This is a genomic window from Streptomyces sp. NPDC007901, from assembly GCF_042959465.1.
In the GTDB taxonomy this organism is placed as follows: Bacteria; Actinomycetota; Actinomycetes; order Streptomycetales; family Streptomycetaceae; genus Streptomyces.
This window is the reverse complement of the sequence record NZ_JBIBKW010000003.1, coordinates 818,499-833,289: the sequence shown is the minus strand read 5'-3', so window position 1 is coordinate 833,289 and position 14,791 is coordinate 818,499. Positions and strand designations below refer to the sequence as shown.

Annotated in this window: 12 protein-coding genes and 1 pseudogene; 8 read left to right on the top strand and 5 right to left on the bottom strand. The window is 71.6% G+C overall.

Annotated elements, in window-relative coordinates; translation table 11 throughout:
- Window positions 1-241 precede the first annotated feature (241 nt).
- The 6 genes and pseudogenes from ACFZDK_RS14050 to ACFZDK_RS14025 all read left to right on the top strand — a co-directional run bounded on the left by ACFZDK_RS14050 (window position 242) and on the right by ACFZDK_RS14025 (window position 8,181).
- The gene (locus ACFZDK_RS14050) at window positions 242-2,665 is read left to right on the top strand and encodes a SulP family inorganic anion transporter (protein ID WP_390972319.1); all 2,424 of its coding nucleotides are present in this window, start codon (window positions 242-244) and stop codon (window positions 2,663-2,665) included.
- 131 nt (window positions 2,666-2,796) lie between these two features.
- Complete coding sequence (acs, locus tag ACFZDK_RS14045; RefSeq protein WP_390972317.1) at window positions 2,797-4,755, top strand: acetate--CoA ligase; 1,959 nt, start codon at window positions 2,797-2,799, stop codon at window positions 4,753-4,755.
- Window positions 4,756-4,957: 202 nt separating this feature from the next.
- Window positions 4,958-6,420, top strand: a pseudogene (gene nhaA / locus ACFZDK_RS14040) (Na+/H+ antiporter NhaA).
- Between the two features lie 51 nt (window positions 6,421-6,471).
- Window positions 6,472-6,957 carry a phage holin family protein gene (locus ACFZDK_RS14035; protein WP_355712542.1) on the top strand — a complete coding sequence of 162 codons (486 nt, stop codon included), beginning with the start codon at window positions 6,472-6,474 and terminating at the stop codon, window positions 6,955-6,957.
- Window positions 6,954-7,874, top strand: coding sequence for an alpha/beta fold hydrolase (locus tag ACFZDK_RS14030; protein WP_390972315.1), 921 nt, complete (start codon window positions 6,954-6,956; stop codon window positions 7,872-7,874). The genes ACFZDK_RS14035 and ACFZDK_RS14030 overlap by 4 nt, the downstream gene beginning before the upstream one ends.
- Window positions 7,875-8,001: 127 nt before the next feature.
- Window positions 8,002-8,181: a hypothetical protein gene (locus ACFZDK_RS14025; protein ID WP_355712546.1), complete on the top strand. Its 180-nt coding sequence runs from the start codon at window positions 8,002-8,004 to the stop codon at window positions 8,179-8,181.
- Window positions 8,182-8,217: 36 nt separating this feature from the next.
- On the opposite strand, the gene ACFZDK_RS14020 is transcribed toward ACFZDK_RS14025, so the two are convergent.
- From ACFZDK_RS14020 to nth, 3 genes are all read right to left on the bottom strand, one after another.
- Window positions 8,218-9,417, bottom strand: a complete 1,200-nt coding sequence (locus tag ACFZDK_RS14020) for a MarP family serine protease (protein WP_390972530.1) — start codon at window positions 9,415-9,417, stop codon at window positions 8,218-8,220.
- Between the two features lie 13 nt (window positions 9,418-9,430).
- Window positions 9,431-10,138 carry an NUDIX domain-containing protein gene (locus tag ACFZDK_RS14015; protein WP_390972313.1) on the bottom strand — a complete coding sequence of 236 codons (708 nt, stop codon included), beginning with the start codon at window positions 10,136-10,138 and terminating at the stop codon, window positions 9,431-9,433.
- Window positions 10,139-10,220: 82 nt separating this feature from the next.
- Window positions 10,221-11,171, bottom strand: a complete 951-nt coding sequence (nth, locus tag ACFZDK_RS14010; protein ID WP_390972311.1) for an endonuclease III — start codon at window positions 11,169-11,171, stop codon at window positions 10,221-10,223.
- 275 nt (window positions 11,172-11,446) lie between these two features.
- Here nth and ACFZDK_RS14005 point away from each other — a divergent pair, with 275 nt between their 5' ends.
- Together ACFZDK_RS14005 and ACFZDK_RS14000 are read left to right on the top strand one after the other, a co-directional pair.
- On the top strand, window positions 11,447-12,121 hold the full coding sequence (locus ACFZDK_RS14005) for a Crp/Fnr family transcriptional regulator (protein WP_018547939.1): 675 nt from the start codon (window positions 11,447-11,449) through the stop codon (window positions 12,119-12,121).
- 93 nt (window positions 12,122-12,214) lie between these two features.
- A complete protein-coding gene (locus tag ACFZDK_RS14000) occupies window positions 12,215-13,045 on the top strand; it encodes a nucleotidyltransferase (RefSeq protein ID WP_390972309.1) in 831 nt (276 codons plus the stop codon).
- Here the strand turns inward: ACFZDK_RS14000 and ACFZDK_RS13995 are convergent.
- Together ACFZDK_RS13995 and ACFZDK_RS13990 are read right to left on the bottom strand one after the other, a co-directional pair.
- Window positions 13,042-13,872: an MBL fold metallo-hydrolase gene (locus ACFZDK_RS13995; protein WP_390972308.1), complete on the bottom strand. Its 831-nt coding sequence runs from the start codon at window positions 13,870-13,872 to the stop codon at window positions 13,042-13,044. The genes ACFZDK_RS14000 and ACFZDK_RS13995 overlap by 4 nt on opposite strands.
- Window positions 13,869-14,747, bottom strand: coding sequence for an NUDIX hydrolase (locus ACFZDK_RS13990; protein ID WP_390972306.1), 879 nt, complete (start codon window positions 14,745-14,747; stop codon window positions 13,869-13,871). The genes ACFZDK_RS13995 and ACFZDK_RS13990 overlap by 4 nt, the downstream gene beginning before the upstream one ends.
- Window positions 14,748-14,791: the final 44 nt, after the last annotated feature.

The following is a 14,791-nucleotide window of genomic DNA, read 5'->3' as shown; positions in this document are numbered from 1 at the left end:
AGGACCGAGAGAGGGATTAATACGACAAGCCGATGAACTGCTCACTTCACCCATCGAGGTGAACCAGCGCCCCTTTTGCCAGGAAAATCCATGCCTGACCTTTACTCGCCATTACGATTCGTTTACCGAGCGTTGAATCATCCCGCCGCTGCACGCCGTGCCCCACGGCCGCGACCGAGCCCCCGCCCCGCGAGGGCACCCCCTGATCCGCGACCGCGCCGCCCCGGAGGAGACGGGAAACATGTCATCAGCCTGCGTACCCACCCACCCCGAGAGCCCGGGCCTCGCCCGCGCCGGAGCCGCAAGTCCCCGAAGCACCACGGCAACCGGCCGGCCGAAGAGCCCGCCCGTGCCCCCGCGCCGCCGCCGCTTCCGCGTCGAGAGCGCCGACCTGTCCGCGTCCGTCGCGGTGTTCCTGATCGCCCTGCCGCTCTCCCTCGGCATCGCCCTCGCCACCGGCGCCCCGCTCCAGGCCGGCCTGGTCGCCGCGGCCGTCGGCGGGCTGGTCGCCGGGCGGCTCGGCGGCTGCCCGCTCCAGGTCAGCGGCCCGGCCGCCGGACTCACCGTGGTCACCGCCGACCTGATCCACCGGTACGGCTGGCGGACCACCTGCGGCATCACCGTCCTCGCCGGGCTGGCCCAGCTGGGCCTGGGCTGCCTGCGCGTGGCCCGCACCGCGCTCGCCGTCAGCCCCGCGGTGGTGCACGGCATGCTCGCCGGCATCGGCGTCACCATCGCCGTCGCCCAGTTGCACATCGTGCTCGGCGGCAACCCCCAGAGTTCGGTCCTCGCCAACGTCCGGGCACTGCCCGCCCAGTTGGCCCACCTGCACCCGGCCGCCGCGGCGATGAGCGCGCTGACCCTGGCCCTGCTCCTCGGCTGGCCCCGGATCCCCGGCAGCCCGGGCCGTCGGCTGCGTACGGTCCCGGCCGCCCTGGTCGCCGTCACCGGTGCCACCGCGACCGCCTCGCTCACCGGGCTCACCCTGCCGAGGGTCGACCTGCCGTCCTGGAGCAGCCACGCCCTTGCGGGGCTGCCCGAGGGGCCGGTGCTCGGCATCGCCGCCGCCGTGCTCACCACCACGCTGGTGTGCAGCGTGCAGTCGCTGCTGGGCGCGGTCGCGGTGGACAAGCTGGTCGCCGGCCGCACCGGCCCGCAGTCCCGGGTCGGGCGCTCCGACCTGGACCGCGAGCTGCTCGGTCAGGGCGCGGCCAACATCGTCTCCGGGGCGCTCGGCGGACTGCCGGTCGCGGGGGTCGCGGTGCGCAGTTCGGCGAATGTGAGATCCGGTGCCGTCAGCCGGAACTCCACGATGCTGCACGGCGTTCTCGTAGTAGTCGCCGCGCTGCTGATGGTCCCGCTCCTGGATCTCATCCCGCTCGCCTCGCTCGCCGCCCTGGTGATGGCCGTCGGCATCCAGATGGTGTCCCTGCACCACATCCGCACGGTGACCCGCCACCGCGAAGTGCTGGTGTACGCCGTCACCACACTCGGCGTGGTTCTCCTCGGCGTCCTGGAGGGCGTGGTCCTCGGGGTCGCCGTGGCCGTCGCCCTCGCCCTGCACCGCCTCGCCCGCACCCGCATCACCCATGAAGAGAAGGGAGGAGTCCACTACGTCCACGCAAGAGGACAGCTGACGTTCCTCGCGGTGCCCCGGCTCAGCAGAGTCCTGCATCTCGTACCCCAAGGCGCCCACGCCGTGGTGGAGTTGGACGGTTCGTTCATGGACCACGCGGCGTACGAGTCACTGCAGGACTGGCGCAAGGCCCACACCGCGCAGGGCGGCTCCGCCGAGCTCACCGGCTGCCGCGCGGGCATCCGCTCACCGGAGTACGGCCACCGCCCGGAGCACGGTCCGCGTCCCGAGCACCGTGCGGGCCACGGCCACCGTGCGGGCCTGGTCAGATCGGGCCTCTCCCGATGGGCCGGCGGCAGACCGGCCGACGGGACACCGGCCGACGGCAGACCGGTCGACTCCGGGCATGAACTCGCCCGTGGGGTCAGCGCGTTCCAACGTGAGACCGCGCCCCTGGTGCGGGACGAGCTGGCCCGGCTGGCGCGCGAGGGACAGCGGCCTTCGCAGCTCTTCCTCACCTGCGCCGACTCCCGGCTCGTCACCTCGATGATCACCTCCAGTGGACCGGGTGACCTGTTCGTGGTCCGCAACGTCGGCAATCTGGTCCCTCTTCCGGGTGAGGAGAACGGCGACGACTCGGTGGCGGCCGCGATCGAGTACGCGGTGGACGTGCTGAAGGTGCGGTCCATCACGGTGTGCGGGCACTCCGGGTGCGGGGCGATGCAGGCGCTGCTGACCTCGGGGTCCGGGGAGGAGGGGACGACCCCGCTCGGGCGGTGGCTGCGGCACGCCGCGCCGAGCCTGGCGCGGCTGGCCGACGACAGCCGTCCCTGGGGCCGGCTTGCCGGGCGGGCTCCGGCGGACGAGGTGGAGCAGCTCTGCCTGACCAATGTGGTCCAGCAGTTGGAGCATCTGCGGGCACACGACTCGGTGGCCCGGGCGCTGGCCGCGGGGGCGCTGGAGCTGCACGGGATGTACTTCCACGTGGGCGAGGCGCAGGCGTATCTGCTGGGCCGGGCCGAGGCGGACGAGGAAGGAGCGGTGTTCGAGGGGGTGCCGGGCGCGGAGGAGTTGCGCAGCCCGGCCTGAGAAGGGGTCACGGGCCCGCCGGGAACCGACAGGTCTAAACCAATATTCCGACGGCCCTTGTCACCGGACCCCTGGGTCTGATGAGCTGTGTGGTCTGGGACACAACGGACACCCTTCGAAAGGGAGATGTCGTGAGCAACGAAAGCCTGGCCAACCTCTTGAGGGAGGAGCGACGCTTCGCGCCGCCCGCCGACCTGGCCGAGAACGCCAACGTCGGGGCCGAGGCGTACGAAGAGGCCAAGGCTGACAGGCTCGGCTTCTGGGCCGCGCAGGCCCGTCGGCTGACCTGGGCCAAGGAGCCGACGGAGACGCTGGACTGGTCGAACCCGCCGTTCGCCAAGTGGTTCAAGGACGGCGAGCTCAATGTCGCGTACAACTGCGTGGACCGGCACGTGGAGGCCGGGAACGGCGACCGGGTCGCCATCCACTTCGAGGGCGAGCCCGGCGACAGCCGTGCGATCACCTACGCCGAGCTGAAGGACGAGGTCTCCAAGGCGGCCAACGCGCTGCTGGAACTCGGGGTCCAGCAGGGCGACCGGGTCGCGATCTACATGCCGATGATCCCGGAGACGGCGGTCGCGATGCTCGCCTGCGCCCGGATCGGCGCCGCGCACTCCGTGGTCTTCGGCGGTTTCTCGGCGGACGCGCTGGCCACTCGTATCCAGGACGCGGACGCCAAGGTCGTCATCACCTCCGACGGCGGCTACCGGCGCGGCAAGCCGTCCGCGCTCAAGCCGGCCGTGGACGAGGCGATCGGCAAGGTGGACAACGTCGAGCACGTGCTGGTCGTACGGCGCACCGGACAGGAGGTGGCCTGGGACGGCACGCGGGACGTGTGGTGGCACGAGATCGTCGAGCGGCAGTCGGCCGAGCACACGCCCGAGGCATTCGACGCCGAGCACCCGCTGTTCATCCTGTACACGTCCGGGACGACGGGTAAGCCGAAGGGCATCCTGCACACCTCCGGCGGCTACCTCACCCAGGCGTCGTACACCCACTGGGCGGTGTTCGACCTCAAGCCGGAGACGGACGTGTACTGGTGCACGGCCGACGTCGGCTGGGTGACCGGCCACTCCTACATCGTGTACGGGCCGCTGGCCAACGGCGCGACGCAGGTGATGTACGAGGGCACCCCGGACACCCCGCACCAGGGCCGGTTCTGGGAGATCGTGCAGAAGTACGGGGTGACGATCCTGTACACGGCGCCCACCGCGATCCGGACGTTCATGAAGTGGGGCGACGACATCCCCGCCAAGTTCGACCTGAGCAGCCTGCGGGTGCTCGGTTCGGTGGGCGAGCCGATCAACCCCGAGGCGTGGATCTGGTACCGCAAGCACATCGGCGCCGACCGGACGCCGATCGTGGACACCTGGTGGCAGACCGAGACCGGCGCGATGATGATCTCCCCGCTGCCGGGCGTCACCGCGACCAAGCCCGGTTCGGCGCAGACCCCGCTGCCCGGCATCTCGGCGACCGTCGTCGACGACGAGGCGAACGAGGTGCCCGACGGCGGAGGCGGCTACCTGGTGCTCACCGAGCCGTGGCCGTCGATGCTGCGCACCATCTGGGGCGACGACCAGCGGTTCCTGGACACGTACTGGTCCCGTTTCGAGGGCAAGTACTTCGCCGGCGACGGCGCGAAGAAGGACGATGACGGCGACATCTGGCTGCTCGGCCGGGTGGACGACGTCATGCTCGTCTCCGGGCACAACATCTCCACCACCGAGGTGGAGTCGGCGCTCGTCTCCCACCCGTCGGTCGCCGAGGCGGCCGTGGTCGGTGCGGCGGACGAGACGACCGGGCAGGCGATCGTCGCCTTCGTGATCCTGCGCGGCACGGCGAACGCCGAGGACGAGGGCCTGGTCAACGAGTTGCGCAACCATGTCGGCGCCACTCTCGGCCCGATCGCCAAGCCCAAGCGGGTGCTGCCGGTGGCGGAGCTGCCGAAGACCCGCTCCGGCAAGATCATGCGCCGGCTGCTGCGCGATGTCGCCGAGAACCGCCAGCTCGGTGACGTCACGACACTGACGGACTCCACGGTCATGGACCTCATCCAGGCGAAGCTCCCGGCAGCGCCCAGCGAGGACTGACCCGGAGGAGCACGGCCCGAGAACGGCCCGAGGGGCGCCCGGCGCGAAACGCGCCGGGCGCCCCTTTTGCGCCTACCGTGAATCCCACCTGGCACTCCCGGCCACACCTTAGGTAAACTAAGCAAAGTAGCGTGATCCTCAGGGTGTGCCGGGAAGTCTGGTCGGCAAGTAGCTCCGTCCTGCCCACCGACCGGAGGTCCCCGTGTCCGCGCCCCGCACCACCCCCGCCCGCAAGGTCCTCGGGCGGCTCTCGCTGCCCGAGCGGACCTTCGTCGCGGACGCGCTGCGGACAGAGACCGTCGGCGGCGTACTGCTGCTGGTCGCCGCGATCGCCGCCCTGGTCTGGGCGAACATCCCCGCGCTGCGGCACAGCTACGAGAGCGTCGGCCACTTCCACTTCGGCCCCGAGGCCCTCGGCCTGAACCTCTCCGTCACCCACTGGGCCGCGGACGGGCTGCTCGCGATCTTCTTCTTCGTCGCAGGCATCGAGCTCAAACGGGAGCTGGTGGCCGGCGATCTCAAGGACCCCAGGGCCGCGGTCCTGCCCGTCGTCGCCGCCCTGTGCGGAATGGCCGTACCGGCGCTCGTCTACACCCTCACCACCCTCACCGGTGGCGGCTCCACCCACGGCTGGGCGGTGCCCACCGCCACCGACATCGCCTTCGCACTGGCCGTGCTCGCGGTCATCGGGACGTCCCTGCCCAGCGCCCTGCGCGCCTTCCTGCTCACCCTCGCGGTCGTCGACGACCTGTTCGCGATCCTGATCATCGCGATCTTCTTCACCGAGCGGATCGACTTCGCGGCGCTCGGCGGCGCCGTCCTCGGCCTCGCCGTCTTCTGGCTGCTGCTGCGCAAGGGCGTGCGCGGCTGGTACGTGTACGTCCCGCTCGCGGTCGTCGTCTGGGCGCTGATGTACAACAGCGGGGTGCACGCGACCATCGCCGGTGTCGCCATGGGCCTGATGCTGCGCTGCACCACTCGCGAGGGTGAGGAGCACTCCCCCGGCGAGCACCTGGAGCATCTGGTGCGCCCGCTGTCCGCGGGGCTGGCCGTGCCCCTGTTCGCGCTCTTCAGCGCCGGTGTGGCGGTGTCCGGAGGGGCGCTCGCGGACGTCTTCACCAAGCCCGAGACGCTCGGGGTCGTCCTCGGGCTGGTCGTCGGCAAGACGGTCGGGATATTCGGCGGGACCTGGCTGACCGTCCGCTTCACCCGGGCCTCGCTCAGCGAGGACCTCGCCTGGGCCGACGTTTTCGCGGTCGCCTCGCTCGCCGGCATCGGCTTCACCGTGTCGCTGCTCATCGGCGAACTGGCCTTCGCGGGTAACACCGTGCTCACGGACGAGGTCAAGGCCGCCGTCCTCACCGGATCGCTCATCGCGGCCCTGTGCGCCACCGTGCTGCTGAAGATACGCAACGCCCGCTACCGCGGGCTGGTCGAGGCCGAGGAACGGGACGACGACCTCGACGGCATCCCGGACGTCTACGAGCAGGACGACCCGGCGTACCACCTGCGGATGGCGGAGATATACGACCGCAAGGCCGCCGAGCACCGCCGTATCGCCGCCGAGAAGGCGGCCCGGCAGGCCACCGGATAGGGCCCGGCAGGCACGACGCGCCTGCCGAAGTGCCGGGCGGGGCAGGCAAGCAGGGCGGCCGTCCGGCATGATCTGACGAGACGGTACAAAAGACGATGACAAGTACGCAGAGGGAGACCGCGATGAGCGCACCCGACGGCAGCCCGGTCGGTGCCGAACGCAGCATCGGCCAGTTGTTCGCCTCGGCGACCGCCGAGATGTCGGCGCTGGTGCACGACGAGATCGCGCTGGCCAAGGCCCAGCTGAAGCAGGACGTCAAGCGGGGCGCGACCAGCGGTGGCGCGTTCACGGTGGCGGCCGTGCTGCTGCTGTTCTCCCTGCCGATGCTCAACTTCGCGCTGGCGTACGGCATTCGGACCTGGAGCCACTGGAACCTCGCGATCTGCTTCCTGCTCTCCTTCGCGGCGAACGTCCTGGTGGCCGTCGTCCTCGCGCTGATCGGCGTGCTGTTCGCGAAGAAGGCCAAGCAGGGCAAGGGCCCGCAGAAGGTGGCCGCGTCGATGAAGGAGACGGCGGGCGTCCTGCAGAACGCCAAGCCGCATCCGCGTCCGGAACTGCCCCGGGATGACGTGCCGGCCATCGAGGCTGTGGCACGCTCGACCTCATGACGGATCCCGCCCCCTCGGCCGTACGGCTGGAGGGCCCCTGGACGCACCGGGACGTCGCCGCGAACGGCGCCCGGTTCCACATCACCGAGCTCGGCGACGGCCCGCTGGTCATGCTGGTGCACGGCTTCCCCCAGTTCTGGTGGACCTGGCGGCACCAGCTGGTCGCGCTGGCCGACGCGGGCTTCCGGGCCGTCGCCATGGACCTGCGCGGCGTCGGCGGCAGCGACCGCACCCCGCGCGGCTACGACCCGGCCAACCTCGCGCTCGACATCACCGGCGTGATCCGCTCCCTCGGCGAGCCGGACGCCGCGCTGGTCGGCCACGACCTGGGCGGCTATCTGGCGTGGACGGCCGCCGCCATGCGTCCCAAGCTGGTACGACGCCTCGCGGTCGTGTCCATGCCGCACCCGCGGCGCTGGCGCGCGGCGATGCTGCGGGACCGCCGGCAGTCCGCCGCCGCCTCCTACATCTGGGGCTTCCAACGGCCCTGGATCCCGGAGCGCCAGCTCATCGCCGACGACGGCGCGCTGGTCGGCCGGCTGATCCGGGACTGGTCCGGGCCGCGGCTGCCGGAGGACAAGACCGTGGAGACGTACCAGCGGGCGATGTGCATCCCCTCCACCGCGCACTGCTCGATCGAGCCGTACCGCTGGCTGGTGCGCTCGCTGGCGCGCCCCGACGGCATCCAGTTCAACCGGCGGATGAAGCGGCCGGTGCGCGTCCCGACGCTGCATCTGCACGGCTCCCTGGACCCGGTGGCCCGCACCCGCAGCGCGGCCGGCTCCGGCGAGTACGTCGAAGCGCCGTACCGCTGGCGGCTGTTCGACGGTCTCGGGCACTTCCCGCACGAGGAGGACCCGGTCGCGTTCTCCACCGAACTGGTCAACTGGCTCAAAGACCCCGAACCCGATCGGTGACCGCGCCGATGCGCCCGGTATCCGGAGCTGCACACCTGTTCTACGAACGGCCACATGCCCCGCGCATAGGCCGATTGAGGGGCGTGGGGGAGGTTATCGACCTTGGGGCAGGGGCAGACGTCGGGGTATGGGCTGGACGCACGACTACAGTGACGCACCCCGCAACCGCCGTACGACAGGCGGTCTGAACTCCCATCGAGGAGCCTCCCCGCAGCTGCCGGGCACGGACCTCAGGGTGGGGATTCCGCGCATCCTGCGCCGCCGGGCCCGCTGGGTCTCGGTCCGCCTGCGCCACACCCGCGGCTGACCCCCTCACAGGGCCCCGCGGATCTCCGCGGGGGCTCTAGAGGGCGCAGCTGTCGGTGCCCACCTGCTGACTCGCGGTACGGCCCCGGGCGATGTCCGGCTGGATCTCGTCGGCCGTGAGGGCGTAGCCGGTGTCGGCGTCGTCCAGCGACTTCGCGAAGACGACCCCGTACACCTTGCCCTCGGGGGTGAGCAGCGGGCCGCCGGAGTTGCCCTGGCGGACGGTGGCGTACAGCGAGTAGACGTCACGGCGGACGGTGCCGCGGTGGTAGATGTCCGGGCCGTTGGCCGTGATCCGGCCGCGCACCCGGGCGGCACGGACGTCGTACGAGCCGTTCTCCGGGAACCCGGCGACGATCGCGTCGTTGTTGGTGTCCGCGTCCGCGGCGGAGAACTTCAGCGCCTTCGCCCGCAGGTTGGGCACGTCCAGTACGGCGATGTCGCGCTGCCAGTCGTAGAGGACGACCTTGGCGTCGTACTTGCGGCCCTCGCCACCGATCTGGATGGTGGGCTCGTCGACGCCGCCGACCACGTGCGCGTTGGTCATGACGCGGCGGTCGGCGAAGACGAAGCCGGTGCCCTCCAGGATCTTGCCGCAGCTCTGCGCGGTGCCGGTCACCTTGACGATGGACTGCTTGGCCGTGGTGGTGACCGCGCTGTTCGCGAGGGCCGGGTCGGGCGGTGAGACGTCGGTGATCGGTTCGTTGACGAAGGGGCTGAAGACCTGCGGGAAGCCGTTCTGGGCGAGAACCGCGGAGAAGTCCGCGAACCAGGTGTCGGCCTGGTTGGGCAGGGCTCTGGACACCCCGAGCAGCACCTTGGAGTTGCGGACCTCCTTGCCGAGCGTCGGCAGGGTGGTGCCCGCGAGGGCGGAGCCGATCAGCCAGGCCACCAGCAGCATCGCGAGGACGTTGACCAGCGCGCCGCCGGTGGCGTCCAGGGCGCGGGCGGGGGACCAGGTGATGTACCGGCGGAGCTTGTTGCCCAGGTGCGTGGTGAGGGCCTGGCCGACCGAGGCGCAGACGATGACGACGACCACGGCGACGACCGCCGCGGTCGTGCCCACCTCGGAGTTGTCGGTCACCGCGTCCCAGATGACGGGCAGGGCGTAGACGGCGACGAGTCCGCCGCCCAGGAAGCCGATCACCGACAGGATGCCGACGACGAACCCCTGGCGGTAGCCGACGATCGCGAACCACACAGCGGCGACCAGCAACAGGATGTCCAGCACATTCACGGTGGACACCCTGTCATGACCGCCAGTCGAGCGGGACCAGCTTCTCGCGGTCCCAAGAGCGCTCCCATCCCGCGTAGTGCAGCAACCGGTCGATCACCCCGGCCGTGAACCCCCACACCAAGGTCGATTCGACCAGGAATGCCGGACCTCGGTGGCCGGCCGGGTGCACCGCGGTGGCCCGGTTGGCCGGATTCGTGAGATCCGCCACGGGGACCGTGAAGACCCGCGCCGTCTCGTTCGGATCGACCACCCCCACCGGGGTCGGCTCACGCCACCAGCCCAGCACCGGGGTGACGACGAAGCTGCTGACCGGGATGTACAGCTTGGGCAGCACCCCGAACAGCTGGACCCCGGCCGGGTCGAGCCCGGTCTCCTCCTCGGCCTCGCGGAGAGCGGCCCGCAGCGGCCCGTCGGCCTTCGGGTCGCCGTCCTCGGGGTCGAGGGCGCCACCGGGGAAGGAGGGCTGCCCGGCGTGCGAGCGCAGCGAGCCGGCCCGTTCCATCAGCAGCAGCTCGGGGCCGGCCGCGCCCTCCCCGAAAAGGATCAGCACGGCCGACTGCCGCCCCGCGCCGTTCTCCGGCGGCAGGAAGCGGCTCAGCTGGAGCGGCTTGACCGTCTCGGCGGCCCGCACCACCGGATCCAGCCAGCCCGGGAGGCCCTTCTTGCTGAGCGCCGCGCCAGCGCGCGCCCCGTCGGTATGCGCCTTGCCGGTGTGTGTCATGGCATCCCCCGTCGTCCTGCCCGGTCCAACGCCCGGGCGCCCCTTGATCGTTCCGTCACTCGACCCCCAGAAGGTCCCTAGGTCATTTCCCCTGTACGCCGCCCAGCGGCGGGGCCGGCCTGCCACCCGCGTCCAGATAGGCCTGCGGGGGCTTGAGTCGCTGACCCGGGAAGCCGCCCTTCTCGTACTTCAGCAGCTTCTTGGCCTTCTCCGGGTCGGTCTCGCCCTCGCCGTAGGCCGGGCAGAGCGGGGCGATGGGGCAGACCCCGCAGGCGGGCTTGCGGGCGTGGCACATCCGGCGGCCGTGCCAGATCACGTGGTGCGAGAGGTCGGTCCAGTCGCTCTTGGGGAAGAGCGCTCCCACGGCCGCCTCGATCTTGTCGGGCTCGGTCTCCTCGGTCCACCGCCACCGCCGGACCAGGCGCTGGAAGTGGGTGTCCACGGTGATCCCGGGGCGCCCGAAGGCGTTGCCGAGCACCACGAACGCGGTCTTGCGGCCGACGCCGGGCAGCTTGACCAGGTCCTCGAGCCGGCCCGGCACCTCACCGCCGAACTGCTCCACCAGCCCCTTGGAGAGCCCTGTCACCGACTTGGTCTTGGCCCGGAAGAACCCGCACGGCCGCAGGATCTCCTCGACCTCCTCCGGGTTGGCGGCGGACAGGTCCTCGGGGGTGGGGTACTTCGCGAACAGCGTCGGGGTGGTCTGGTTGACGCGCAGGTCGGTGGTCTGGGCGGACAGCACCGTGGCGACCAGCAGCTGGAAGGGGTTCTCGAAGTCCAGCTCGGGGTGGGCGTACGGGTACACCTCGCCGAGCTCGCGGTCGATCCGGCGGGCCCGCCGGACGAGAGCGGTGCGCGACTCCGGCTTCCAGACGGCTTTCGGCTTCTCGGCGGCGGCCTTCTTGGCCACGGCCTTCTTCGCGACGGTCTTCTTCTCGACGGTCTTCCCGGCCGCGGCCTTCTTCACGGCTTTCGCCGCTTTGGTCGCCTTTTTCAGCTCGCCGGGGGCGGCATCGGACCCTTGTTCGCCCATAGCGGAATCACGACGTACAACCACCCGCTCAGCCCCCTTGGCCTGTGCTCTCACCGGCGATTTGGACACCCGGCCAGCCTAAAGCCCGGCACCGACATCCGCCCCGGACCCGGAAGATCAGCCCCCGATTGGACCCCTGCCGCTTACCTCGGGACACCTGTGCGGCATCCTTGTGACAGATCACACTGTTTGGACCGTCCGGCAAAATGGGGAGCACGGTCCCCTGGTACGACGGGGAGCAAGATCCCCTGAGCAGGTCGACAAGGAGAGAACTCGTGGACGACGTTCTGCGGCGCAACCCGCTCTTCGCGGCGCTCGATGACGAGCAGTCCGCGGAGCTGCGTGCCTCCATGAGTGAGGTGACCCTCGCGCGTGGTGACTCTCTGTTCCACGAGGGCGACCCGGGCGACCGGCTCTATGTCGTCACCGAGGGCAAGGTCAAGCTCCACCGCACCTCCCCCGACGGCCGCGAGAACATGCTCGCCGTCGTCGGCCCCGGCGAGCTGATCGGCGAGCTGTCGCTGTTCGACCCGGGCCCGCGGACGGCGACCGCCACCGCGCTGACCGAGGTCAAGCTGCTGGGCCTCGGCCACGGCGACCTCCAGCCCTGGCTGAACGCCCGCCCGGAGGTGGCCACCGCCCTGCTGCGCGCGGTCGCCCGCCGGCTGCGCAAGACCAACGACGCCATGTCCGACCTGGTCTTCTCCGATGTGCCGGGCCGTGTCGCGCGCGCCCTGCTGGACCTCTCCCGCCGCTTCGGCGTGCAGTCCGAGGAGGGCATCCACGTCGTCCACGACCTCACGCAGGAGGAGCTGGCCCAGCTGGTCGGCGCGTCCCGCGAGACCGTGAACAAGGCACTGGCGGACTTCGCCCAGCGCGGCTGGCTGCGCCTGGAGGCGCGGGCCGTGATCCTGCTGGACGTCGAGCGGCTGGCCAAGCGCTCGCGCTGACACCAGCACCAGCACCAGACCGTACGGCTCAGGGTTCCGCCTCCGACGAGACGGAACCCTGAGCCGTGTCCGGATCTTTGACACAGTTGCCCCATGGCTGAACCCGCTCCCTCCAGAGGGCTCGACTCCCTGGGCTTCATCGAGCGCGAGGGCGCGCACGCGCGCGTGCCGGACATCTTCCGTCCCGTCGTCGCCGCCGCCCGTGACCGGCTCCTGGACACCTTCGGGGCGCGGCTGGACAGCGCCTACCTCTACGGATCGATCCCGCGCGGCACCGCGCGCGTGGGGCGCAGCGACCTGGATCTGGTGGCGGTGCTGCGCGCCGAGCCGGCCGACGCCGACCGGGAGGCGGCCCGGGCCCTCGGGGAGGCCGTCGACAAGGAGTTCCCGCAGATCGACGGGGTCGGGACGCTGCTGTACTCGCGGGCACGTGTGCTGAGCGAGCTGGAGCGGTACGACATCGGCTGGTTCGTGGCCTGCCAGTGCACCCCGCTGCTCGGCGAGGACCTCGCCGAGTTCCTGCCCCGCTACCGCCCCGACTCCCTGCTCGCCCGCGAGACCAACGGCGACCTGGCCCGGTTCCTGCCGCGCTGGCGGGACCGGATCGCGGCCGCCGAGGACACCGAGGAGGCCCTGCGGCCCCTGGTGCGCTTCATGTCACGGCATCTCGTCCGCACCGGCTTCACCCTCGTCATGCCGCGCTGGAACGGCTGGACCAGCGATCTGCGGGAGATGGCCGAGGCGTTCGCCGGCTACTACCCGGAGCGCGCCGAACAGCTGCGCCGCGCGGCCGAGTCGGGCTACGAGCCGGTCGGCGACCGTGCCGTCCTGCGGTCGTACGTCGACGACCTCGGCCCCTGGCTCGCCGACGAGTACGCGCGCGTGCACGGCGTGAAAGCCCCGAGGCCCTCCGAGGAGGCCTAGATCAGCCCGTGCTCGCCGAGGTACTCCAGCTGGGCTCGCACGGAGAGTTCCGCCGCCGGCCACAGGGAGCGGTCCACGTCGGCGTAGACATGGGCGACGACGTCGGCGGGGTCGCGGTGGCCGTTCTCGACGGCCGTCTCGACCTGGGCGAGCCGGTGGGCGCGGTGGGCCAGGTAGAACTCGACGGCGCCCTGGGCGTCCTCCAGGACGGGACCGTGGCCCGGCAGGACGGTGTGGACGCCGTCGTCGACCGTCAGCGAGCGCAGCCGTCGCAGCGAGTCCAGGTAGTCGCCCAGACGGCCGTCCGGATGGGCCACGACCGTCGTACCGCGGCCCAGGATGGTGTCGCCGGTCAGGACCGCGCGGTCGGCCGGGAGGTGGAAGCAGAGCGAGTCGGCGGTGTGGCCGGGGGTGGGCACGACCCGGAGCTCCAGGCCGCCGGCCGTGATCACGTCACCGGCCGCCAGGCCCTCGTCGCCCAGCCGCAGCGCCGGGTCGAGGGCGCGCACGCGCGTACCGGTCAGTTCCGCGAAGCGGACGGCGCCCTCGGCGTGGTCGGGGTGGCCGTGGGTGAGGAGGGTGAGCGCGACGCGCCGGCCCGCCTTCTCCGCCGTGTCGATGACCGCGCGGAGGTGGTCGTCGTCCTGCGGGCCCGGGTCGATCACCACGGCCAGGTCGGAGTCCGGCTCGGCGACGATCCAGGTGTTGGTGCCGTCCAGAGTCATCGCGGAGGCGTTGGGAGCCAGCACGTTGACCGCCCGCGCGGTGGCGGGACCCGAGAGGACTCCGCCACGGGGCTGGCCGGGAAGGGCTGCTGCCTCGGTCATGCGGGGCCTCCTGCGCTGGGCGCGGTCGGTATGTGCTTGGTGAACTCGTCGTGCCCCGGCCAGGTCAGGACGATCTCGCCGGCCTCCAGACGGGCGCGGGCCAGCACGGGGGTCATGTCCCGCGCGGGCGCCGCCGCGAGCGTCTCGGCGGCGGTGGCGTACGGCGTCAGCTGGCGCAGGGTCGCGATGGTGGGCGGCATCATCAGCAGCTCGCCCTTGTCGTACCCGGCGGCGGCCTCGGAGGGGCGGATCCACACCGTGCGGTCGGCCTCCGTGGAGGCGTTGCGGGTGCGCTGGCCCTCGGGCAGGGCGGCGACGAAGAACCAGGTGTCGTAGCGGCGGGTCTCGAACTCCGGGGTGATCCAGCGCGTCCAGGCGCCCAGCAGGTCCGAGCGCAGCACCAGGCCCCGGCGGTCCAGGAACTCCGCGAAGGACAGGTCACGGGCGACCAGGGCGGCGCGGTCGGCCTCCCAGTCGTCCCCGGTGGTGTCCCCGACCACCGCGTCGGCGGCCGGGCCCGCGAGGAGCACGCCCGCCTCCTCGTACGTCTCCCGCACGGCCGCGCAGACGATCGCCTGGGCGCCCGCCGCGTCGACGCCGAGCCGCTCGGCCCACCACGCGCGCGTGGGGCCCGCCCAGCGGATCTGGTGGTCGTCGTCGCGCGGGTCGACACCGCCGCCCGGATACGCGTACGCGCCTCCGGCGAAGGCCATGGAGGCGCGTCTGCGCAGCATGTGGACGACGGAGCCGTCCGGGGTGTCCTTCAGGAGCAGCACGGTCGCCGCGCGCCTCGGGGCCACCGGCACCAGCGTGCCCTCCGCGTGCGCGCGGATCCGGTCCGGCCACTCGGGGGGATACCACTGTCCATCGGCCACTACCGGAGGCTATCCCCTGGGGAGCGAATGTTCGAGAGGGGCTC